The organism is Ruminococcus sp. NK3A76, assembly GCF_000686125.1.
Lineage (GTDB): Bacteria > Bacillota > Clostridia > Oscillospirales > Ruminococcaceae > NK3A76.
Window position 1 is genome coordinate 1,862,739 of the sequence record NZ_JMMA01000002.1, and the last position, 22,154, is coordinate 1,884,892.

Annotated in this window: 24 protein-coding genes; all 24 read right to left on the reverse strand. The window is 41.1% G+C overall.

Annotated features, from left to right (window positions below; genetic code table 11):
- Positions 1–14: 14 nt before the first annotated feature.
- The 24 genes from CD05_RS0108740 to CD05_RS0108855 all read right to left on the reverse strand — a co-directional run bounded on the left by CD05_RS0108740 (position 15) and on the right by CD05_RS0108855 (position 21,698).
- Positions 15–1,364 carry a hypothetical protein gene (locus tag CD05_RS0108740; RefSeq protein ID WP_028510193.1) on the reverse strand — a complete coding sequence of 450 codons (1,350 nt, stop codon included), beginning with the start codon at positions 1,362–1,364 and terminating at the stop codon, positions 15–17.
- Positions 1,365–1,394: 30 nt separating this feature from the next.
- Entirely contained in the window at positions 1,395–1,772 is a 378-nt protein-coding gene (locus tag CD05_RS0108745) for a hypothetical protein (protein ID WP_156947387.1), read from the reverse strand.
- Positions 1,773–1,775: 3 nt separating this feature from the next.
- Positions 1,776–2,000: a hypothetical protein gene (locus CD05_RS0108750; RefSeq protein WP_028510195.1), complete on the reverse strand. Its 225-nt coding sequence runs from the start codon at positions 1,998–2,000 to the stop codon at positions 1,776–1,778.
- A gap of 552 nt (positions 2,001–2,552) precedes the next feature.
- Positions 2,553–3,200 carry an ABC transporter ATP-binding protein gene (locus CD05_RS0108755; RefSeq protein WP_028510196.1) on the reverse strand — a complete coding sequence of 216 codons (648 nt, stop codon included), beginning with the start codon at positions 3,198–3,200 and terminating at the stop codon, positions 2,553–2,555.
- Positions 3,197–6,625, reverse strand: coding sequence for a sigma-70 family RNA polymerase sigma factor (locus tag CD05_RS0108760; RefSeq protein WP_084262144.1), 3,429 nt, complete (start codon positions 6,623–6,625; stop codon positions 3,197–3,199). Before CD05_RS0108760 ends, CD05_RS0108755 begins: the two co-directional genes overlap by 4 nt.
- Positions 6,606–6,749 (reverse strand): hypothetical protein, encoded by a 144-nt coding sequence (locus tag CD05_RS20590; protein WP_156947389.1) that lies wholly within the window; start codon positions 6,747–6,749, stop codon positions 6,606–6,608. The genes CD05_RS0108760 and CD05_RS20590 overlap by 20 nt, the downstream gene beginning before the upstream one ends.
- Before the next feature lie 296 nt (positions 6,750–7,045).
- Complete coding sequence (locus CD05_RS0108770) at positions 7,046–7,603, reverse strand: DUF5104 domain-containing protein (RefSeq protein ID WP_028510198.1); 558 nt, start codon at positions 7,601–7,603, stop codon at positions 7,046–7,048.
- Position 7,604: 1 nt separating this feature from the next.
- A complete protein-coding gene (locus CD05_RS0108775; protein ID WP_028510199.1) occupies positions 7,605–7,913 on the reverse strand; it encodes a hypothetical protein in 309 nt (102 codons plus the stop codon).
- Between the two features lie 66 nt (positions 7,914–7,979).
- On the reverse strand, positions 7,980–8,663 hold the full coding sequence (locus CD05_RS0108780) for a hypothetical protein (protein ID WP_028510200.1): 684 nt from the start codon (positions 8,661–8,663) through the stop codon (positions 7,980–7,982).
- Between the two features lie 89 nt (positions 8,664–8,752).
- On the reverse strand, positions 8,753–9,589 hold the full coding sequence (locus CD05_RS0108785) for a hypothetical protein (RefSeq protein ID WP_198021588.1): 837 nt from the start codon (positions 9,587–9,589) through the stop codon (positions 8,753–8,755).
- Between the two features lie 111 nt (positions 9,590–9,700).
- On the reverse strand, positions 9,701–10,375 hold the full coding sequence (locus CD05_RS0108790; protein WP_028510202.1) for an ABC transporter ATP-binding protein: 675 nt from the start codon (positions 10,373–10,375) through the stop codon (positions 9,701–9,703).
- Between the two features lie 45 nt (positions 10,376–10,420).
- Positions 10,421–11,701 (reverse strand): ABC transporter permease, encoded by a 1,281-nt coding sequence (locus CD05_RS0108795; RefSeq protein ID WP_028510203.1) that lies wholly within the window; start codon positions 11,699–11,701, stop codon positions 10,421–10,423.
- Between the two features lies 1 nt (position 11,702).
- On the reverse strand, positions 11,703–12,815 hold the full coding sequence (locus CD05_RS0108800; protein ID WP_156947391.1) for an FtsX-like permease family protein: 1,113 nt from the start codon (positions 12,813–12,815) through the stop codon (positions 11,703–11,705).
- Between the two features lie 222 nt (positions 12,816–13,037).
- On the reverse strand, positions 13,038–13,673 hold the full coding sequence (locus tag CD05_RS0108805) for an ATP-binding cassette domain-containing protein (RefSeq protein WP_028510205.1): 636 nt from the start codon (positions 13,671–13,673) through the stop codon (positions 13,038–13,040).
- Between the two features lie 33 nt (positions 13,674–13,706).
- Positions 13,707–13,877 carry a hypothetical protein gene (locus CD05_RS20595; protein ID WP_156947393.1) on the reverse strand — a complete coding sequence of 57 codons (171 nt, stop codon included), beginning with the start codon at positions 13,875–13,877 and terminating at the stop codon, positions 13,707–13,709.
- A gap of 16 nt (positions 13,878–13,893) precedes the next feature.
- Positions 13,894–14,769, reverse strand: a complete 876-nt coding sequence (locus tag CD05_RS0108815) for a hypothetical protein (protein ID WP_028510206.1) — start codon at positions 14,767–14,769, stop codon at positions 13,894–13,896.
- Between the two features lies 1 nt (position 14,770).
- The gene (locus CD05_RS0108820; RefSeq protein WP_028510207.1) at positions 14,771–15,637 is read right to left on the reverse strand and encodes an ABC transporter permease; all 867 of its coding nucleotides are present in this window, start codon (positions 15,635–15,637) and stop codon (positions 14,771–14,773) included.
- On the reverse strand, positions 15,637–16,740 hold the full coding sequence (locus CD05_RS0108825; RefSeq protein WP_028510208.1) for a hypothetical protein: 1,104 nt from the start codon (positions 16,738–16,740) through the stop codon (positions 15,637–15,639). Before CD05_RS0108825 ends, CD05_RS0108820 begins: the two co-directional genes overlap by 1 nt.
- A 12-nt stretch (positions 16,741–16,752) precedes the next feature.
- The gene (locus CD05_RS0108830) at positions 16,753–17,871 is read right to left on the reverse strand and encodes a hypothetical protein (RefSeq protein WP_156947395.1); all 1,119 of its coding nucleotides are present in this window, start codon (positions 17,869–17,871) and stop codon (positions 16,753–16,755) included.
- Between the two features lie 107 nt (positions 17,872–17,978).
- Entirely contained in the window at positions 17,979–18,149 is a 171-nt protein-coding gene (locus tag CD05_RS20600) for a hypothetical protein (protein WP_156947397.1), read from the reverse strand.
- Positions 18,150–18,182: 33 nt separating this feature from the next.
- Positions 18,183–19,286: a hypothetical protein gene (locus CD05_RS0108840; protein ID WP_028510210.1), complete on the reverse strand. Its 1,104-nt coding sequence runs from the start codon at positions 19,284–19,286 to the stop codon at positions 18,183–18,185.
- Between the two features lie 12 nt (positions 19,287–19,298).
- The gene (locus CD05_RS0108845; RefSeq protein ID WP_028510211.1) at positions 19,299–20,387 is read right to left on the reverse strand and encodes a hypothetical protein; all 1,089 of its coding nucleotides are present in this window, start codon (positions 20,385–20,387) and stop codon (positions 19,299–19,301) included.
- A 105-nt stretch (positions 20,388–20,492) separates the two neighbouring features.
- Positions 20,493–21,173: a DUF4367 domain-containing protein gene (locus CD05_RS0108850; RefSeq protein ID WP_028510212.1), complete on the reverse strand. Its 681-nt coding sequence runs from the start codon at positions 21,171–21,173 to the stop codon at positions 20,493–20,495.
- A gap of 6 nt (positions 21,174–21,179) precedes the next feature.
- On the reverse strand, positions 21,180–21,698 hold the full coding sequence (locus CD05_RS0108855; RefSeq protein ID WP_028510213.1) for a sigma-70 family RNA polymerase sigma factor: 519 nt from the start codon (positions 21,696–21,698) through the stop codon (positions 21,180–21,182).
- Positions 21,699–22,154 lie beyond the last annotated feature (456 nt).

Here is a 22,154-nt window from a genome sequence, read left to right on the forward strand (position 1 = left end):
AAAAGCTATGTGAACTATTGATCCGCTGAGCTGTCCGGCCAGCTGACAACGCCCATATTGGTTTTCATTTTCTCTGCCATATAATCAAGCTTTGCTTTAAGGTGCGGGTATTCTTTATTTATCACCTCTACAGCTTCGGCAGGCGTGGGCGCTATCTTCCCGTTATATAATGATTCTATCAGTGTCGCTCTGTCTTCATACGGTGTATTCATACTGTATTTCAGGGTAAAGTATGGATCACTGCCGTCCTGCTCAAGCACATATTTGTCATAGGGTGTTTCAACGATTCTCACCTCGTTAAAGTTTTCAATATAGCTGAAATCATCAGGGTTCAGCTCATTCCAGTTACTATCATCAAATGCTGACGGGTCTTTTTTCAATATCTGGTTTTCGGTCGAATGCCAAAGCTCGTGGATTATCGCGGGGATATAGACATTTGCATCAAGTTCACACACATCAAGAGCTATGTAATGATCACAGTCCCGCACCATTGCAAGGCCTGCCGGGGATTCTATAAACCCATCAGCCCTCATACTCAGAACGAGCGCAAAACTCATGCCGTTCATTCCTTCTTCACGGAACTTATCAAAAAAGCCCTCGGGGTAAATGGCAAGCGTATCATCAAGGATCATAAGCGTTTTGTACACCGACATTTCGCTGTCAGCTTTTTCGGTGGATTCAGCTTTGAATACATTCCCGAAATCAATACTCATCGCATCATCGCCAAGCAGGATCTTAATGTTATACTTTTTTTCTATCGTGTCAGCAAAGTTTCTTAAAAGCTTTTGGTTTTCCTCTCTTTGCTTCCGGTTATTCTCTGGCGTGTCAGCGTCTGCCTTTTCAAGTGCCTCATAATCAAGCTTATCTGTATAAACCGATATAAGCGATATCCCGGCATCATCACTCCCCTCCTGCCTGCTTTCGGCAGCAATCAGACATTCGCCGTTTTCCAAAAAGCAGGGAGTTACCCCGATAATTTCCTCATCTGGCATCGCCACCCTTGCATAGCTGCCGTTTGCAATATCTATAAACAACAAATTTTCCGCTGTATTTTCTTCATCGCCTGTATGCTCCCGTGCAAACACGAGAGGATCACTCATGCTGTTTGTTAAAGTCAGCCACGATGCAAGCCTGTAGGTATCAGCAGGTGAACAGTTTTCATCATATGCTGTCAGAAGCGTTTTTGATTCAAGCAAATTCCCGCTGCCCTTGTCACCGGGGTATACCCTGCTGCCCCTTACTATCAGCCTGCCGTTCTGGAAATAGCAGCTCTCGAAATCGGCAGGTACCTCCGTTACCTTGTCAATATCAGCTAAATTGCAGATAAAGCTTTTAGAGCTCTCCTCTCCCCCGGTAAGTTCCAAATACAATATAAGCCCTGTTTCGGCGTCAAACTAAGTAATGACCGCTTTATCAGAAAGGACTGCTGCATCCTCCGTACTGCCGTCACTGTTTACCTTAATAAGCTTGTTTTGATTTACTGCATAGAACGCATCATCACTTTTTGATAACTTCACATCTGAGATCCCCTCGGGCAAAGCTGCTTTTTTATCAAAACTCAAATCGCCCTTATAGAAAACTAATGCGCCCTCATCAGAATCAAACGTCACGATCTCTCCGTCAGACAAAACGCCTGCGATCTTTTCCGAAATACTTCCAAGCCTTCCGCTTGCGACAAGCGTATCCGAAGAAGTATCAATTATCGCCGTAAAGCCGCAAAGCGTTTCATTTTCCGTGGTGATGTACTGCAATGCGGCTTTCCCATCACCCACAGGCTATATGCTGCCCACTGTGCCGTTTATACTAAGTGATTTAAGCTCTGTAACTGCTGCGCGCGGCTCTGTCTCAGTATTTCCCTGCTGCGAACTTTCCTCAGCAGCTGATGATAACCCGCTGCCTGAAGAAGAATGCCGGCCGATTTCAGAACCCTCACATCCGCCGCAGCCGCAAAGGCTGATAACAAGCGATAATGCCAACACGGCTGATGTTATACGTTTCATTACTATATCTTCCTTTCAGAATTAAACATAAAGCTGCACATAGATCATAGCGCGCATATATATTTATTATACTCTTATTTCAAAGCAAAGTCAGATTCGCAGGACACATAGTCATTGCATTCAAAAAAGGCAAAGGCAACAACGCCTGACAGTTGTAGGTATCTTAGCATTGAGTTATATACTGTACCCGAAAAAATAAAGCAAAAAGGGCTTTGTATGTCACAATAAACATACAAAGCCCTGAGTCTTTGGCTCCCCCTGTTGGACTTGAATTGTATTTTTTGATGACGGTGATCTTTAGTGTCTTTCACAAAGCCCCTAAATACTGGAGCTTAGCACATTTAATGCAAAGCTGTTTTGCTTAACTTTTAATGGGTTTTAATGACTGATAATGACCAAATAATGACCAATATTATGGTGTGTTCCGAATAAGTCAGCATACGAAATAATGATAAATGTGCAAATATAACAATATATCACATTCTCGATTTTTTAAAACCCCCTACATAATAACACCTCAATACTTCGTAGAGTATCGAGGTGTTGTCATTTTTAAACTATATGTCCGTCACTTATTTCAATAATTCTCTCACATTGTCCGGCTATATCAGCATCATGCGTAACTATAATAACAGTCTTGCCCTTTTCATTAAGCGTTTTTAACAGCGCCATGACCTCCTCGCCGGAGCGCTTGTCAAGATTGCCAGTCGGCTCGTCGCAAAGCAGCACATCGGGGCTGTTTATCAAGGCACGAGCGATAGCCGCCCTCTGCTGCTGCCCGCCCGAAAGCTCGGCAGGGTAGTGCTTTATTCTGTCCGAGATATCAAGTGCCGAGTAAATGCTGTCAGCGTTGTTTTCCTTTTTCTTTGCGAGCTTTGAGGGGAGCAGAATGTTTTCCTCCGCTGTCAGTTCGGGTATAAGGTCAAAAAACTGGAACACAAAGCCCACATTGTTGAGTCTGAATTTTGACAGCTCGGTGTCGTTCATCTTGCCTATCTCGGTGTCGTTGTAAAAGATCTTCCCCTCAGTCGGTGCATCAAGACCGCCTATAAGGTTGAGCAGTGTGCTTTTGCCGCTGCCCGATTTTCCTATAATCGCTACCATTTCTCCGTCATTTATCGTCAGGTCTATGCCTTTGAGAGCGACCACCTTGCCCTCGCCTTTGCCATAGGTTCGGGTCAGATTTTCCGTCTTTATCATTGTCTTTTCCTCCCTTTTGAAAGTGATGAGGCTATGTCGGGGGTGAACATCTTGAAGCTGCGGCGGGTGAGCAGGATAGTTACCACACACATTACCCCGAACACTATCATCAGCGGTAATACAAAGCGTATAAACCACATCTGATTGTCGAGCAGGTAATCGACACCTATCTTACTCATGCGCTCGTTGTACTCATTCATTTTCTGCACAAACTCGTTAAACATACTCTCGACCTGAAAATACGGCCTGTACTTATCTGCCATATCTTCCCTTTCCTGCCATAATGCTTGCTGGTCGTTGTAGGCACTTTTCATTATTCTTTGCATAAGCTTTACGCCGCCGAAAGTAAACACAGCAGCCGCAACAGGTATGCGTATGCTGTCGAGCATAAGCCTTCGCCTTAGCTTTTTAAGCGGTGTGCCGACTGCACGCATAACGGATATCTGATATTCTTTTAAGCGTATCTTCATACCAATGCCATTAAAGTATGCAGCAAAACCCAATAGCGACATTACAAGTATAAGCAAAGCCATAGAGCCTATCTGAGAAGCATTTTGCAGAAACAGCTTGTGCTTTTCTATACTGTATGAGGTCTTTTCCATGCCTGTTCCGAGAGGGAGGGCGTTTGCAGGAAGTGCATTCCTCGAAAATATTTCCGTATAGCTTGCGTTGCTTATCCCCAAAGCCTTTGCGCCCTGAGCTGTGGTGAGCAGGCTGCATCTGTCACCTGTCGTTACGGCGTAGTGCAGGATATTCGGCGTGTCTTTGTTAAGCCTTACAACTGCGCCTATCTCGGTGTCCTGCGTGGTGAGCTTATCTATGCCAAAGCCGTTATCTGTGTAAAGCGAGCCGAGCGTTATCTTCTCACCACTTGAAAAGACCTCCATATCCTCTGTCAGAACTGCTATCATCTGCTCGCCGCTTGCGAGCTTGTCGGTATCTATCTTACCGCTTATGACATAAGGCTCAAGCTGCTCGATAGCCGCTTTGTTTGCAACAGCTGTTTTGTATCCATAAAAGTATTTGCCGCTGTCGATAAATGCCTTGCCCTCGTCTGATGAGCTGTCGTAGATAAACTTTCGCATATCATCATCACCGAATGATATGTTATACAAAAGTCCGTTCTGCCGCTCGTCATACTGTAAGAAGGTGTGTGTAAGTCTGCCTGTTGTTATTGCTTCATCAAGCCCGTCTGCGGTAGTATCATCAATGCCGCAGGTGCTCTCTGTCTGCGGTGACAGGCGCAGGTTATCAAGCTCGGTGTTCTGCACAGGATAGGCGATATAGTATTCCTCGACACCGTCCTCCTCAAAATCAAACATACCATTATCGCCGAACTTTGTTGTGACATAAGGGAAAAACTTACCCGTTTCATTATCAAAGAAGCCCGTTGTTGTGTAGTAGAGCATATACCCGAAAACTGTGCCAAAGCAGATAAGGGTAAGAGCGAGCGTCTGTATTACAGTGACCGCTCTGTTTGCAAAAGCCCTTGCTATGCACCTGCTAAGAGAGGCCGCTTTTCTCTTTCTTAGGTTAGGCATTCTGATATGCGATAGCATTGCCGCAAAGAGATAGCCCGAAAGCAGCACGGCAAGCGAAAATACAGCCGCATAAAGATACGGGCTTGCTATATTCTCTGTAACGAGCGTATCGGTTGTAAAGCCTGACAGCGGTGGTTCTTCAAGGACACTAACCTGAAACTGATATATACCAAAATATACGGACGCACCAATCCCCAGCCCGAGTGCCAACTGGAAAGCCGCAAGTATAAGGTATTCGGTAGCAAACATCACACGAATACTGCGCTTTGACATTCCTACTTTTCTAAGCATCAATAAGCGCCCCTCACGCTCGGAGAAGATATTTCTCATAACTGCTATGACAGACAGCGAGGATATAAGGGTCGCGATAATACAAAGAATGGTAGTGCTTCTTGTTTTGCCTGCGAACTCGTCTTTATAGCTCCTCTCTGCATCGAGTGATTTGTTCTTCCAGGTCAAAGAGGGCGACATATCGCCTGTATATCCGAGCTTATCGACAAAATATCTGTAGACCTCATCAGCACTTTGAAACTCCCTGATATTGTCAAGCATAGTGTAGCTGTAAAGGGGCGTTTGACTATTATCCCCGCAGACATATATCATAGGGATATACTTTATATCAGTATTGTCACAGCTTTGCTTGTAGACGTTTGTATCATCTACCCATTCATCAGCCGCACGGGAAAACGCTCGGCTGTGCCCGTAGCTTTCCTTATCGATTATCCCCACAAGGGTATATGTACCCGTATCAAGCGTTATCTCATCACCGACCGAGCCGAAAAAGCCCAACTTATCAAGTGCGTGGCGGTCAATTGCTATCTCGCCCTCTTTTTCGGGCAGCCTGCCGCTTTCAAAGGAGATATGCGCAAGGTCATACGGGTCGTCAAGATAGCCGTATTCGTATTGTATCGCACCCTTGCCCGTCTTGCCGAGAACATTTATTGTTCCATCTATTGTTTCGTCTGTCCTCATGGCATCAAGTATTTTTGTATCATCGCTTGGCCACATAAAGGAATAATAGCCCGTTGCGTCATAGCATTCATCAAGAAAGCGGCGAAACTCTGCTCTTTGCAGTAGGAATGCACAGCACACCACCGCACACAGCAGCACCCCCGAGAAGAGCAGGGCAGCAAGGCTTTTCTTGTGCTTGGACCAATACTTCCTCGTGATGTATAAAAGCACATCGCCTATCCCACCGCTTGCCTTGTTGAGCCCTGCGGTCAGCCCGACAGCGAGGGCGGTGCCTGTGGCTATCCATGCCCCGTCGCTCAGGTTTTCAAGCACGGCGCTCATGGGAACGGCGGCGAAAAGGCCGTCTTTTCCGATGAGCTTTTCGACTTTTTCCTTTATGCGCTTTCTTGCCTTATAGAGCTTTTGGCTGACATTGTTCTCGTTTGTTTCAAGCGCCTCAGCCACCTCGGGGATAGTCATCTCATCGTAGTAATACATAATGACCGCCGCCCTCATATCGGGTGACAGACTGTCGATTATGCTTTTTAGCTGCTCCTTTGTTTCCTCGTTTTCGGTGTAGTCGTCGGGGAGCAGTATAGGTTCGTTGAGCCTGCCTGCCTCAAGCAGATATTCAAGCTCGTCATTGCTTATATTCCTTGAAAGCTCCTTAAGATGTTTCGCACATTTGCTGTATGCGATAGAATACAGCCACCCGACAAATGACTCGCCCGACTTAAGCTGCGAAATATGTTCAAAGGCTGTTGTAAAGGTCTCCGAGGTAAGATCCTCCGCCGTGTCGGGGCTGTCAACAATGCGAATAATGAAAAAATATACCTTCTCATGAAATTCCTGATAAAGCTTTTCAAATGCCGCCTTGTCGCCTTTGCCGAAGCTCTCCGCAAGGGCTTTTATGTCAGCTCTCTCCACCTTCACTAACCTCCTCCACCAAAGAAAATACCCTTTTGTATATTCTTGCCTTCTGCTGCTCAGTCATCTTTTCCTGCTCATATATCAGCCGCAGCATTAATACAATAAGCTCATCTGTTGTTAAACGCATATATTTCCTCCCAAAAGCTTTTATATATATTGAGTTTTCAGAAGTATTTTGCTTATCCGTTTAAAGGATAATTCTCCCTTTTGCATAGATTTCTACGACTATGTTTAGGTAGATTTACTAATATGCTTGTCTTGATCTAATTGTAGCATAAATGTAGCCTTGGTGCAAGAGGCTAAGGCCGAAAAAGAAATATCGTATGTGGACGGAACAGGTGTATATATAGATTATAATATAATCCGATTTGATAGCATTGTTAAGGGACTGTCATTTGATTAACAGTCCCTAATGATTATTCATTATTTTGTAGGCATACGACCCACATCGATTTCCTTTTCGAGAATGCCTTCATCGTCATATATGTATACAAAAAAGAGATTTATCCCTTCGATGTCGGTATTCTTCGGGTATTTTCTTGTCTGAAAATATCCGATATCATAAACCATGCCATTATCTGTGGTCGTTTTTTTGAATTCTATGCCGAGATGTGAATCCGTTATAATCCCATTCTTATCTATCGTCATACCTTCGCGGGGGAAACTAAGGTATTCATAGCTTTCGATGTTTCCGTCTATAGATTCAAAAAACTTCTCCCACTCATTTTTAAGACCCTCTTCGCTGCCTGCGCTTTTTGAAAAGAGGGCTGTCAGCTTGTCGATATCCTTTGCTTTTAAGTATTTAAATATCTCTTTAGCCTCATCTTTCGCAAGTCTTTTGGGGTCATATTTTTCAAGGTATTCTTCACTCTTTGAATCAATTGCCGATTCGGCTTCGCTCAGTTTTTCCTTTGCTTTATCATACACACTACAACTTGTAAAGAGTATAACAATAGCAAGAATAAATGGTATCAATTTCATATTAATCCCCCCACATTATCCAAACTGTTGAAAACTGATCACAAAAATATAAATCATCTACATATTTCCTAAATCTTATTTCATTTTGTATTGTGGTTTTAAAAGTCTCATATATAATATTACCATTTTCATCAGTGAATTGTGACATATCTATCTTACCAATCATTATCAATGTATTTACGTCAACATTACCAACATAATCTGGATTAAATCCTGTAATCCACCACTGTTTTGTAAATGGGCTCCATGAAAAAACACTATCAAAACTGTCTTCATCACTCTTATTATACAAAAACAATGTCATTGGCATTGATAAATCTTTATCTACATAATAATGATCCACACCATAGTTTTATTTCATTTCTACCCCCGAAAATCAGTTTAATGTATAAATGCTGTATTTGCCATAAACCGTGATAAATTCAGCGAATATCAGAATTATAAGCACATACATAAACGGAGATTCGAATGACAAGCTACTTATTATCAATGCACATAGATGAATAATCCCGGCACTTTGGTTTTTAAATAATAGGAGAATAATGCTTGCAAATATAAGCACAACAAGCATAATAAGAATTATGATTCTTTCATTCATACTTATGTCGGAGCCACAAATCAAAGCTATGTTTCCCCCTACGCTGCACACAAGTGATATTAACAGCAACAGAAAAAAAACTGTTTTGGCTACTCTCTTGTTATTGAGATGTGCTGATGAGCTTTGACCAGAAATAGCGTATGTTAACATACCTGCAATCGACAGTATAAGACAAGAGATAGATAATAGATCAAATCTGTCTTTTAATGATTGAAGATTAGCTGTGAACACCACAACATAACCGATCACCAGTATCATACGTGCCGTGCTTGAAGATTTTTGCTGCTTAAGCATTGGCTGCAAATTAACAAATAATATGGTGCCCATTACAATAGCACCTATAATAAATAGGCTCTCGGGTGCTTTGTCAGAGTAACTTCTTCCATTAACAAATACCAAAACACAGGCAAAAACACTCCAGATAAGTTGAACTAAAAGAAATATTAAGTAACTCTTTTTCATTAATAATTTCCTCTCATGATTTTGAAATTAAATAAACTACATAGAGCGACTAATCTATGTGGCGTTTATTGTATCAAAACAATCTAAAACTAAATCCCATAGAATTCAAGTACTTCTCTCATATTATCGCTATTAATATCCATTTCACGGAAAAACTCCTTAACACTTGAAAGATTATTATTTAATTCGAGAATTGCACTTTCTGCAAGCATCCCATTATAACAACGCTCGCCTTTTTTCCATATCAAATCACCTGATATATAGCCAACAATTGGGTACTGATGTGCTACACCGTGGAGGTGAAGGTCTCTTAAGCCATGTATGCCTGGCCACTCGTATACATCATAGATGTAATACTTGTAGTTCATCTGATACATATCATGTCCCATATATTGAACATCTGCCTGTAAAGAACCGAATGCTTCACCAATTGCCAGATTCCAATCACAAGCATATTTAGAGGCCAATGAAACTTGTCCATGTCGGCATGGACAGTTTCCACCTCTATTAGCAAAGCAGGACACATACAGTCCACCCTCTGCATCTACATTGTGGTTTAGTCTCATATTAGATTTTGATTCCAACATACCATTTCTGTTTTTATCATTTACATAACATTCAGCCTCAATTATACAAGCATCTAAATTTTTGAGATAATGTTCGATATTATGTTCCTGTGAGAGAATAAGACTTGCAGTCTGAGGCGAAAACAAAGCTTTTATGCCTTCCTTGTCTTTGTTATCAAAACACTCTATAAGTTTTTCAAGTATCTTCTCAGTTTGTTCTTGCTCATAATGATAAGATTCAACGCTATTCTTATGCGGATCAGGCTCACTATCATTTGAGCTGTCACCTATTACACCACACGAAACAGAAAACAGACAAATGACTATTGTCAGAATAATTCTAATAGACTTCTTCATCATGTTATCACCAAACAATCCAAGTACTTTTGTTATAAACAGGTCTAAAAAACACTTTGTTGTATTATCTATACTGTTGGTTAAATTATATCACACCCCAGCACTCCTGTCAATTCACTCATTGCCGCCTACTATCTTCCCGTCAGATATCTCAATGACTCTCTGGCACTGCTCCGCCACCTTCGGGTCGTGCGTTACAATGACCACCGTCCGCCCCTGCTCATTGAGCGACTTGAACAGCTCCATTATCTCAGAAGATGTCTTTGTATCAAGCGCCCCTGTCGGCTCGTCGGCGAGTATCATGCTTGGCTCATTGACTATCGCACGGGCAATAGCCACCCTCTGCTTTTGTCCGCCCGAGAGCTTGTTGCAGGGCTTTTTTGCCAAGTCCTCAATGCCAACCGAGCGCAGGGCGGCAAGCGCTTTTTCTTTCTTGCCCTTAATCTTTTTCTTGGAGAAATTCAGCGGTATCATTACATTTTCAAGGGCTGTGAAGTCTTCCACCAGCGCAAAATCCTGCATTACCATGCCTATCTTTTCGTTTCTGATACGGGCATACTTACGCTCGGTCAACCCTTTTACAAGCGTGTCGTCTATCTTGTACTCACCGTCCTGATAGCTGTCAATGCAGGCTAAAATATGCAAAAGAGTTGACTTGCCTGCGCCCGACTTGCCGATAATAGCAACCAGCTCGCCGTTTTTTATCTCCGCCGATACGCCGTGTAAAGCCTCAAATTCGTTGGCTTTCTTAGGATTGTATATCTTCTTTATGTTTGTCAGCGTTATCATTTTTACCACCCTTTGTAAATCGTTTCATAGAAAATGTTAACACCTCTAATCCCTTTTAAGCACATCTCTCGGCTTAACTGTTTTTACTGTCACAAGGGGTATAATCACAGAAAGCAGAAGGTAAAGTGCAGATATCATAAGCATTGAAATAAACTCCCACCTGCCGAAGGATATTACAGTGCTTATTCTACCAGATATCACCTTTAAGGCAAAAAGCGAAAGCCCCGATGAAACAATAACTATCATAAGAGAATATACAAACGATATCGTCACGCATCTTTGCCACCTTGCACCGCATATGTAGAATACACCGTATGTTCTTAAACTACCGTCTAATGAAATGCTTACTACCGATATAGTTGTTATCATTGTCAGCAGGAATATGCACAGCGCTATCGGCAGCAGAACATACAGCTGTTCTTTTATGTATGTAAAGCTGTTTTTTCTTATTTCACTCAGGTTTTCCTTATAGCTGCAAATATATCCCTCAGATAGCATTTGCTTTAGACTGTCTATATCTTCATCGCTCATATTCTCGGTAAATATAAAGCTCATTCCCGATATTACATGATAGTTCTTTGCTTTATACAGCTCGCTTTTGTCGTATTCGCTCTGCGGTATGATGATTCCCCACCTGTTTTCGGGTTCCGGATCAAAGGTAAAATACATATCAAAAAAGCTCTTTTGCGAGGCAATATCTGTCTTATTAAACTTGCTGTGGCCTATAGTGTACTGCTTAGGTGCAATAACACCACATATTTTTACCTTTGTGCTGTGGCGTTTTCCGTTTGTGCCCTCTACTACACCGTCGCCCGTGTAATCGGTAAGCTCAAATTCATCACCAACAGAAAAGCCATACGGATTATCGGGAGTAACAACTACATGAACGACGTTCTCCTCATATTCGGGCAGCTCGCTTATCCAATTTCCGCTTTCCATTTCGGGAGTATAAGCATTTATCCATTTGTCAGAATATATTAAAGGATCAAAATTATACTTGATCGCCTCTTTGTTATCTTCACCGTCCGAGCTGCTCTCCAAATTCGGGTCATATTCTCCGTTCACATATAAAAAATCACCATATGAAAATTCAAACTCGGCATTAGGGAACTGCTCTTCAAGCTCTTTGTCGGAAACGTAGTTTAGATCACATAAAAGCCCTTCCCGCGAAAACTCCGTATGAAACGGAAGATAGTATTCAAGCCTTGAACGTATAAGGCTTACAAGCACAATCACTATTCCAAGCACCGCCGCAAGCTGAATGATTATGAGAAAATTCATGAGCTTGTTTCTTTTTAGCTGATGAAAAGCAGATTTGAATATCATATCATACACCTGCCTTTAATTCGGTTATCTGCCGTTTAGAAACAAACAACACTATCATAATAAACAGCACGATAAAGCTGCTGACCGCATATATCGCAAACATAACAAAGTAAAGCAGCGGCGAATATGCATAAGTGATATACTCAAATGTATCAGCAAGAGCAGGCAGAATCAGCTTACTGTAAATAAGCTCTGTCAATGCAAACAGCGGCAGCCCGACTATCATACATTCTGTCATATATATTCTTATCATTTTCTGCTTTGTGCAGCCGCAAAGCCTGAATATCGTAAGTGTCTTTATCCTTTTTAGCAGAACAAAGCGATACAGCACAGCAAAATTCAGCCCTGCAAGAAATGATATGAACACCGAGATGATAATAACAGTTTTATAGTAGAATATCTCGGTAACAGGTGATATATCCATTTCAGGCACCTGAGCGTTGTCACCCATGCATATTTTTACAGCGTTAACTATATCATCATACTGTGTCCTTGTAAGGTCGGTATTAAAGCTGATATATACGCTCCAGCCGCCTTTATTGAGCCGCAGCGGTGTGTCACTGTAAAACGAAGTTATAGGAGCGCTCAAAGGCCCCTGTTCCATAGTAAGTGTATCGTTTACTATCTCAAATTCTTCATCGTCAACATCTACTGTTTTTGAATCGCCTATGTTTTTTCCATACCAGTCCTCACCGATGCTCAAAGAAGTTAAGCTGATACTCTCGGCTTCGGGCGTTCTCAGCTTGTGGATAATAGCAATTATCTTTTTATCTGAGCTATACTGTTCATCGCTGAACAGCTCAAAATTATCATGATAGCTCTTGCCGTTATATGTAAAGTCGAACTTAAAGCTCATTTTATCAAATGCCGAGGTGGGCAGAATAGCACCGCACTCTATCGACTTTATGTTTTTAAGCGTATTCGTATCAAGCTCGTAAAGAGTATCTATAAGCATTTTGGTGGTTACTGATGTGTTTATCTTTTCTAAAGGAGAAGAAGTCGGCACTATCCAAAGCTGTTTGTTTGAACTGCTTCCCTCTTCTATTACTGTGTTATAATTCTGATAAATGCCGTAGCTAAAACATATAACAAGTGCAGATATAACAACATTCAAAAATATCAAAATGCAAAACGAGCGGTATAGCTTTATATTGCGAAGCAGCAAACTAAACACATTCAATTCTATCCCTCATTTCTGTTATCAGATCTGTCAATATTACAGCATATCAAGCCTTCTTTATAATAAAGACGCACAAGGGAGTTAAAACGTGGCACTTTAAAAATGTTTTTGTAGGCCTGCACAAAAACAGCAATTCAGTTTTGTGCATCAGAACGACTAAATCTTCTCGATGCACCCCTTATCCATCTCATGCACCGTCTCGCACAGCACCTCAATATCCTCCGCCGAGTGCGAGCAGATAAGTATCGTCTTGCCCTGCTCTTTGTAGGAAAGCAGATACTCACGCATCTCCTTAACGCCGTCCTTGTCAAGCCCGTTGAAAGGCTCGTCAAGGATAAGTATCTTCGGGTTTTCCATTATCGCCTGCGCAAGTCCTAAACGCTGGCGCATACCAAGGCTGTATTTTCTGACGTGCCGCCTGAGGTCGGGGTCAAGCCCGACTTGTTTCATGCTTTCTCTGACCTGTTCTTTGCCTATCTTGTTTTTAAGCCCTGCAAGCAGTTTCAGATTCTTGTATCCCGAGTAGTAAGGTATAAAGCCCGGCGTTTCGATTATGATACCCATATCGTCGGGAAAGTCTACGTCCTTGCCGACCTTTTTGCCGTCAACGGTTATCTCGCCGCTTGTTGGTTTAACAAAGCCGCAGATGCACTTCATAAGCATAGTTTTGCCGCTGCCGTTGCGACCTATAAGACCATGTATTTTGCCCTCCTCAAAGCTGACATTTATGTGCTTTAAAATATCTGTTTTGGTAAGGGTAAGGCATACGTCATTCACATCTATAATTGCCATTCTATTATCCTCGATTCATCTGATAATTATAGTTTATCCGATTCCGGATTTGCTAAGAACACTATTCATTATTCTTTGCTTAGTATGAATATCTAAATCAGTTTCTGTATCAATATGATCATTTGTCTCAATCTCAAGCTCCATACATATATCGATCAGCTTTTTTAATTCTTCATATTTATTATACATAACCAAATCATTCATAATATCAACTCCATTTTTACATCGCAATCTCCGTCACATTATCATAGTTGAATTTCTTTATTGCAACGATGCAGAACACCGTTAATCCGACTATCATCGTGCAGAGATAAAACACCGAGAACTCCATAGTCACGACCGGCTGCCTGAAATACTTTGTGTAGTGCAGCCAGATAATGCTGTTTGCCATTGGCATAATCCACATAAGATTTGTCTTTATCGAGCATAGCGCCGTGCCGATAGAGATTATCGCCGCACAAGCCACAAAGCCTGCGGTCTTTTTCTTGACGATAGAAAATGATAACAGTATCAACCCTAAGATAAGCAGATACGCAAACACAAGCAAATAACTGCGTATTGCTGCGCTGTATATCGAGAGCTGATTGTATAAATTCTCCGGCAAAAGCTGCACGCCGAAATTGCCTGCCTTGTCGGGGAAAACTATCTTGTACTGCGTTGCGACCTTGCTCCAGTCATCAGACCAGAAACTGCGCCCGAGCATAGGCACAACTGCGCCGAGAAAGATAACAGCAAGGTAAGATGCCGCCATAAACACGAGCTTAATCATCTGCCCGACTATCCAGTTAAGGCGACCTACACGCATTATGTAAAAAACTGTGTTGGTGTCGATTTTGGGAAAGTCTGCGATAAGGGTGAGAAACACAAGCGGCAATATCAGCATTATCGCTCCGCTGTTTGCTATGGCAATAAACGGCTCTAAGGTGTTTAACTGCTCGCCCATTTCGTCTGCATTTTTGAGCAAGGGCTCAATCGCAAAGCTGTAAATGAAGATAAGCAGCACAGCCAAGATAATCATTCGTGCATCGTTTACCCACTTGATGTATTCCGTTTTGGCGGTGGTGAAGCATTGTCTAAGGTTTAATCGTCCGAACATATCACACACCTCTATCTTTGCGAAGATTCATAATGACCGAAAACAGCACGATAACACCCACAACAAGCACTCCGTTAAAGATAACTATGCGCTGTGCGCTCTCGTTCCATTCAGTTATATAGACAAGCCGACGGGCGCTGTCGGGCTGAAAATCAAACAGCTTTTCCGAGAGCTCGTTATCCTCCGTTTCCCACGCTTTGAGCACCAGTTTATTGATAGCCGTATTCCAGATATACACCATCAGAAACGGCACGCAGGTGATAAGATACGGGTTGCGTGAGAATGAGCTTATCAAGAACGCAGGCAGCGTTGTCACAGCGCCGTAGATAAACGCACTCAACAGCATTTTAAGCACCTCAACAGTCTGGCTGTCGGGGTGCATTTCATAGTAGAATTCATCAAGCTCATAGCTGTTTATATTCGGGAAAAAGCCATAGACCACAAGCCCATAAATCGCATACCCAAGCATGGCAGCAAGGCCGCCGCCTATCATCACTGCGAAGAATTTCGAGAGATAATAGCGCAGGCAGCCTGTGCGTGATATTGTAAAGCGCATAAGTCCGCTGTTGCGCTCGGCGCAGAATGACACCATAAACGGGAACGCAACGATTATCGGCAGGAACATTGAGATATACCCGCCCAAACCATTTTGGAAGACGCTTATTGACGCAAACTGCGTGTCACTCTCGATAAACTCACGCTTGAACGAGAAGAACGACTCAAACACCGAATAGCTGCGGTCGGTCGTCAGGTCGTGGTAGGTTGGAGCGGTGAAGCAAAGGACTGCTGTTAAAAGCACAGCGCCGAGAAAGCCGATGTTTAGGAGGGTTTTGTTGAGGTCTTGTTTAAGAGAATATATTATTTTCATTATTCCACCATCACACTATTAACATAATAACACTTGTCATAAACCGAGCCCATATACCGAATATCATCAGCATTGACCGTAACGCTCATACCGGACTTTAAGTCATTTATATCTATCTGCTTGCCGTTTTTGTCGATTATCGTCTGTGTTTCAAGCTTGATCTGCTCGCCGTTATATGAAATATATATTGCAGGCGTTTTGTCCTGTGTCGATGTATAAATGATCTCGCCCTTTATATCTCCTGCCGGAAGAATAACACACATGGTCTGTTCGCTTGTCTTTTCATCAGCATCATTGCCGCTGAGCAGTGCGTAGAAAATGTGTTCATCGTTATTAAACGAAACCCCGTCAGGATACATTGCTGCTGTAAAAACGACATCTTGTCCGTTATCGTTTCTTGTTGCCGTAACGACTGCTCCGTCTTTGCTTTTTACTTGGGCACAGATATATTTGGGTATGATATCGCTTTCTTTTATACTGTAATGATTCGTGCCGTTTTTTTCGGATATTTTCGGAAGAATATCTGATACCACGCAGTTATTACTATCATAAAAGCATATGCCCGTAACACCATATTCGCCTTTTAATCGTTTGTTGTCAAATACCCCATATCCATTCTCGGCAAGTGTGTGTACATCGACAGTATATGTCGCACCATTATTATCAAGTATGGCAATATTATCTGTAATACTTTTTATAGTATAATCACCTGTCATTTGCTTTCCGTTTGGTGTTATGACATCAAGTTTAATAAGCTCATTATTATCATCATAGTATGATAGCTTTGCTTTTATTTTTATATTGAATGAATTATTTATAATGCTTGTATCAACTTCCCTGTTCCCGCCTTTTTCATAATAAGGAACTGTATCAAAATCAAGTCTTGTTCCGTTATTATCTATTGAAAGTATATCATTATCAAATGATATTATATCAGCATTGACAGAGATAACAGAACATTCGGGTTCATTTATCTGTTCTTGCTTTTGAGACAGCGTTTTATCCTTATTATCATTAACAGAATTGCTGCTTTCAGAACTTTTTGAACAGGCTGCCAGCATACATATAATTACCAAAGGCATTAGAAAAACAGCCTTTTTCATATAAGCTCCTCCTTATTTGTTAAGCATAACCGTTATTTCCCCTGTTAGTGCATTAACTCTTACAGTTGACGGATGTTTAAGATCATTTTCAACTTTTGAATCCTGCTTTATATAAAAACACCACGTTGGTTCAAACTCATAAGTCACGGTCGTATCATAAATATATGACGATGCATCGTGTTTTTTGCCGTCAGTTTCATCTGTCTTTATGCAAGTATATATTAGCTCTGCATCATCAAACTCCAAATACAGATTATCGGCGAGCTCATTTTCAAGTATATCAACGGCCCCTTCAAATGACACCATTTTCTCTATTTTCTTCTTATCTTTAAGCACAAACCTGGAAACAGAGTTTATATAATCCGGTGATTTATCATTAGTAATATACACCGAAGATGAAGCATCAAGATAATAAACAAGAGTTTTTGTATCCTCAGTCAGAAACGGCGAAAGGCTGTAATCTATTGGTATCTTATTAAAGCAAAACGCATTAAGCACAAAAAGTCCCTTTTCACCGTTTGAATCATAGCTGCATATTCTTTTGGGGAGCAGTTCAAAACCGCCCTTTACATCTGAAAGCTTGTTATTCAGTGTATCATATATCATATCACAGCATTTTTTGACTGTAGTATTTCCACCTGAAAGCTCTATCGTTTTTTCATCTGTGGAATCTGTAAATACTTCATTTATATTGCAATAATCAAGCTCTGGCATTGAGCCTGTTCTTATTATATATCCGTCAAAAAGATCATACAGGCACTCAATATCCGCATCGCTGTATTCGTATCTGAACGGATCACCGTTTTCTGTGGTAACGATATTTCCACCGTCTTTTGATTCTCCGCATATTCCTTTTATAAGCAACTCTCCGTTTTCCCGAAGCTTATCCTCACTTTTTTCGGTATTTGTATAACCTAAAGTTATTACATACAGCTCATTTGTATCAACAACATCTATACTATCAGGCAGGGTAAAACCACTATGCTCCTCATTTAGAACGGCCTCATAGTTCTTATAAGAATCTTTTGTTTCAACATATTCGACGCTTTCCACAGACTTAGTATTTCCGTCATCTATAAATGAACAGGAACACAAAGCCATAGCGGTTATTAACGGTAATAGTTTTCTCATAACGATACCTCTTTTAATATGATTTTTATATTCCATACTTATACCGGGAATTAAGTCATTCAATTCTATATATTTCATTTATTCTCGATTTATCTGATAAGTAAAATCTATCCTATCCCGGTTTTTCTTAGTACGCTATTCATTATTCGTTGCTTTGTTTTAACGTCTAAATCCGTTTCTGTATCAGTAAAATCATCTGCTCCGATACCAAGCTCCGTGCATATATCGATCAGCCTTTTTAATTCTTCATAATCATTATCCATAACTAAATTATTCATAATAACAACTCCATTTTCTCATCGTTATATGTGTCATTCCACCATCACACTATTAACATAATAACACTTGTCATAAACCGAGCCCATATACCGAATATCATCAGCATTGACCGTAACGCTCATACCGGACTTTAAGTTATTTATATCTATCTGCTTGCCGTTTTTGTCGATTATCGTCTGTGTTTCAAGCTTGATCTGCTCGCCGTTATATGAAATATATATTGCAGGCGTTTTGTCCTGTGTCGATGTATAAATGATCTCGCCCGTTATATCTCCTGCCGGAAGAATAACACACATGGTATGTTCGCTTGTCTTTTCGTCAGCGTCACTGCCGCCAAGCGGTGCGTAAAAAATGTGTTCACCGTTATCAAATGAAACCCCGTCAGGATACATTGCTGCTGTAAAAACGACATCTTGTCCGTTATCGTTTCTTGTTGCCGTAACGACTGCTCCGTCTTTGCTTTTTACTTGGGCACAGATGTATTTGGGTATGATATCGCTTTCCTCTGTGCCGTAATTCTTTATGCCGTCTTTTTCATCTGAAAACGGTAGCATACTTGTTACAACACATTTATCGGTATCAGAAAAAACTATACCTATAAGACTGTATGGCCGTTTTAGTCGTTCGTCATCAAAAACTGCATATCCGTCACCTGCAAGTGATTTTATATCTGCCTGATATTCATTTCCCTGCTGCTCTATTAAAGCTATGTTGTCTGCAATGCTTTTTATATTAAACTCTCCTGACAATTCTTTGCCGTTTGGTTTTATCACATCAAGCCCTACCAGCACATTGTCTTCTTTGTAATAGGATATTTCTGCCTTGATCGGAATGCCACAGCTGTTGTTTATAACAGCGCTGTCAAGAGATTTAAGCCCCGTCTTTTCATAATAGGGCTTTGTGTCAAATGCCATTTCGCTATTGTCTGCAAGCACGGTTAATGTATCATCTTTAAAGGAAACCACATCAACATTTTGACGGATTATCTCCTTGTTATTTTCTTTCGACTTTTCAGGCTGAGATGAAATAGTCTTGCTTTCGGTACTTTCTGATGTGCTGCTGTTATCCGAAACAGAGCAGGCGCAAAGGCACAAAGCCAAAATCATACAGATAATACATAAAGACGTTTTGTTCATTCTTTTATACTCCTAATTATATATAGCAATAGTGGTATTCCCGGTCAGAGCATTTACTCTTATTGTTGACGGAGAATTATAGTTTGCAAAGTTCTTTTCATCCTGCTTTATATAAAACACCCATGTAGGTTCATACTCAAATGTTTCTGCGGCGTTTGGTACAAAGTCATCAATTTCAATAACAGGTTGAGTTTTTATATAGCAATACATAAGCTCACATTTATCAAACACATATCCAGAATTCTCTGCAAGCTCGCTGTTAAGAATATTAACTGCGCCCTCAAACGAGATCAGCTCTGTTATCTTCTCCTCGGAAACAACTCTCGGTGTGCGTGAAGAAGACCAGAATACTTGTGGCTCGCCGTTTTCATTCAGTATCATATCATATGATGAATCAAGAAAGAACACATTCTCTTTGTCGCTCTCATTCAGATTTGGAGAAATATTGTAATCTATATTTATTCCGTTGTAGTTGTATGCTCCATAGATATATAGGTGTTCATCATTGTTTTGGTATTTAAATAAGTATTTAGGCTCAAGCGTAAATTTGCCCTTGCAGTCGTTTAATGCTTCCAGCAGCTTATTTGACTTAATGCTGCAAACATCATTTAGCGTGCATTTATCAAAATCATAAAAATCACTAAAGCTGTTTTCACCTTTTGCCTGCAAATAGCCGTCAAGTATGCTTTCGTCTCCTATATACAGCCCGTCATACAGGTCTGTTCCGTAATATGAATCATCAGATCTGTATTCATATCTGAAATCCGATACTATACTGCCAAGAGTAGTATCAAAAGCATCTCCTTCAAGTTCCTTAGCTATTTTCTCGCCTTTTTCTTTAAGTTTGGCTTTATCCATATCGGGGTCACAATATCCGAGAGTAAGCTTATATACATTACTATCACCGATAACTGTGCAGTTTTCATCAAACGAGAATGGCTTATAGCTTTTACTAATTATTTCATCAGAATTATTCAGTATCTCATCACATTTTGAAAAAGACACATCATCAGGCAAAACTGATTTGGGGTCTTCTGTAAACGAACACGAAGTCAGGAATATCAATCCTGCAACGGCAAATATTGTTTTCATTGTACGCATAAATATGCCTCCATAATTTGTATTCAAACATCAAAATAGGCGCAGAGCCTTATGACCCTGCACCCATATAAACGTAACCCCCACCCAAAACGTGAGAAAAAAATATCATTCCTCTTTGATTTTCACCGATCTGCACAAATCAAGTGCTTCGTTTTTGTCTACTGTGCCCGAAACGACCATTACATAGCCGTCCTGGTACCATATAACGGCGGTGTAGCCCTCGCTCGGCTCGGCGATGTAATACTGAATGCCGTCCTCAACGATAATGCTTCTTTTGCCCTCGTCGCCTAAAAGAATATTCCGGTAATTATAGGGCGTGCAGCAGCAAAAGCTGACAGTCTGCCAGTCATCATCGCTGCCCGTGTCCTTTGCATAAATATATGAGATGCTTTGCCCGAAGGGCTGGATGTATTCCTCGATCTGCTCGTATCCCTGCGGCACAAAGCCAAGCTCGTAGCGGTCGGTGACTTTCTTTTTGGCATCCTTGACGGAATCAACATTGAAGCTCGCATAAACGCCGTCTTCATTCTTGTTTATGTCAAAGCCCCATTTGCCGCCCGATGACATACCGAGCAGAAAGCCTGCCGCCAGTATCGCCGCAGCAACAAATGCAAGCCTTATACGCTTTTTGACATTAACGGGTTCTTTCGGGTGAATAATGTTGCGCATTTTTTCTTCAAAGCCCTTTGAGAATCTGTGCTCTTCATAAGCACTCTCCCCGCAAAAACCGAGAAGCTCCTCCTCGCACACATTTGACAATGCGGCGCAAAGAATTCTGTTATCCAAATCATCTCACTCCTTTAAAAGCTCGGCTTTGAGTTTGGCTTTAGCGTGTCTCAGCCGCTGTCTTGATGCAGCTTCTGTTATACCGAAGCTCTTTGCAATATCAATATGAGAAAGCTCCAGCTCATAACGAAGATAAAGCAGCTCTCTGTCAGCCTCCGAGAGCCTTTTAATGCATTCCTCAAGCCTTTCGATATTAACGTCCTCGATCTCAGAGTCCGAATAGTCGATCTCATCATCAAACCTTATTTCGTTAACGCTGCCTGAATGTCTGAGCATATCAATTGCAACGTTCTTGACAATTATAACGAAATAGGACAGTAATTTGTGAGAAGATAAATTGTGAACTTTTTGAAAACATTTAGCAAGTCGCAAAAACGCCTCGGACAAAGCGTCCTCCGCCGCCTGCTCGTCATGCAGAATGGAATATGCCTTTGAGTACCCGAGGTTTTTATTATCATTATAGAATATTTCAAATTCTTCTCTCTGCGCCTTACTGTCAATTAGCGCCATACAAGCTGAAAGCATTGCGTTTTCACTTCCTTTTGAACCAATAATGATCACTTACATTGTAGCATAAAAATTATTGATTAGCAAGTATAAGATCATTACTTTCTCATGTTTCTGTTTTATAAGGATGTAATTCTATTGCAAATCTAAATATTTTGTAAACGAGGGCAGCTTTGCCTTAACTTTTCGCCCGAAATCCTAGGTATAAGTGAGAGGCTTTTATTCTCAATGAAAATTTATCTTTATCAAACCGCCAGAGCCCTCTTTAATCAAAATGCTGTGCAAGTCACACATTTTACATAGGGCTGATTTGTTGAATTCGGAGAAAATATTTTTGGAAAGCAAAATATCACTTAAAAATATGCCGCATTATGTAGTGTCTTATGAAACAATCCCATTAAGTCAACCGAAATATGTACAAAATGAAAACTTTACAGAAAACCACTTGACAAATTGATGAAAATCTGCGGTTTA

Excerpts from the sequence above, each read along its gene's own strand:
- CD05_RS0108845 (WP_028510211.1), bottom strand. The coding sequence starts at position 20,387 with ATGCGTACAATGAAAACAATATTTGCCGTTGCAGGATTGATATTCCTG.
- CD05_RS0108830 (WP_156947395.1), bottom strand. The coding sequence starts at position 17,871 with ATGAGAAAACTATTACCGTTAATAACCGCTATGGCTTTGTGTTCCTGT.
- CD05_RS20595 (WP_156947393.1), bottom strand. The coding sequence starts at position 13,877 with ATGAATGATTTGGTTATGTATAATAAATATGAAGAATTAAAAAAGCTG.
- CD05_RS0108780 (WP_028510200.1), bottom strand. The coding sequence starts at position 8,663 with ATGAAAAAGAGTTACTTAATATTTCTTTTAGTTCAACTTATCTGGAGT.
- CD05_RS0108750 (WP_028510195.1), bottom strand. The coding sequence starts at position 2,000 with ATGAAACGTATAACATCAGCCGTGTTGGCATTATCGCTTGTTATCAGC.
- CD05_RS0108795 (WP_028510203.1), bottom strand. The coding sequence starts at position 11,701 with ATGATATTCAAATCTGCTTTTCATCAGCTAAAAAGAAACAAGCTCATG.
- CD05_RS0108825 (WP_028510208.1), bottom strand. The coding sequence starts at position 16,740 with ATGAAAAAGGCTGTTTTTCTAATGCCTTTGGTAATTATATGTATGCTG.
- CD05_RS0108785 (WP_198021588.1), bottom strand. The coding sequence starts at position 9,589 with ATGATGAAGAAGTCTATTAGAATTATTCTGACAATAGTCATTTGTCTG.
- CD05_RS0108755 (WP_028510196.1), bottom strand. The coding sequence starts at position 3,200 with ATGATAAAGACGGAAAATCTGACCCGAACCTATGGCAAAGGCGAGGGC.
- CD05_RS0108805 (WP_028510205.1), bottom strand. The coding sequence starts at position 13,673 with ATGGCAATTATAGATGTGAATGACGTATGCCTTACCCTTACCAAAACA.
- CD05_RS0108770 (WP_028510198.1), bottom strand. The coding sequence starts at position 7,603 with ATGAAATTGATACCATTTATTCTTGCTATTGTTATACTCTTTACAAGT.
- CD05_RS20590 (WP_156947389.1), bottom strand. The coding sequence starts at position 6,749 with ATGCGTTTAACAACAGATGAGCTTATTGTATTAATGCTGCGGCTGATA.
- CD05_RS0108855 (WP_028510213.1), bottom strand. The coding sequence starts at position 21,698 with ATGCTTTCAGCTTGTATGGCGCTAATTGACAGTAAGGCGCAGAGAGAA.
- CD05_RS0108815 (WP_028510206.1), bottom strand. The coding sequence starts at position 14,769 with ATGTTCGGACGATTAAACCTTAGACAATGCTTCACCACCGCCAAAACG.
- CD05_RS0108775 (WP_028510199.1), bottom strand. The coding sequence starts at position 7,913 with ATGCCAATGACATTGTTTTTGTATAATAAGAGTGATGAAGACAGTTTT.
- CD05_RS0108820 (WP_028510207.1), bottom strand. The coding sequence starts at position 15,637 with ATGAAAATAATATATTCTCTTAAACAAGACCTCAACAAAACCCTCCTA.
- CD05_RS20600 (WP_156947397.1), bottom strand. The coding sequence starts at position 18,149 with ATGAATAATTTAGTTATGGATAATGATTATGAAGAATTAAAAAGGCTG.
- CD05_RS0108790 (WP_028510202.1), bottom strand. The coding sequence starts at position 10,375 with ATGATAACGCTGACAAACATAAAGAAGATATACAATCCTAAGAAAGCC.
- CD05_RS0108840 (WP_028510210.1), bottom strand. The coding sequence starts at position 19,286 with ATGAACAAAACGTCTTTATGTATTATCTGTATGATTTTGGCTTTGTGC.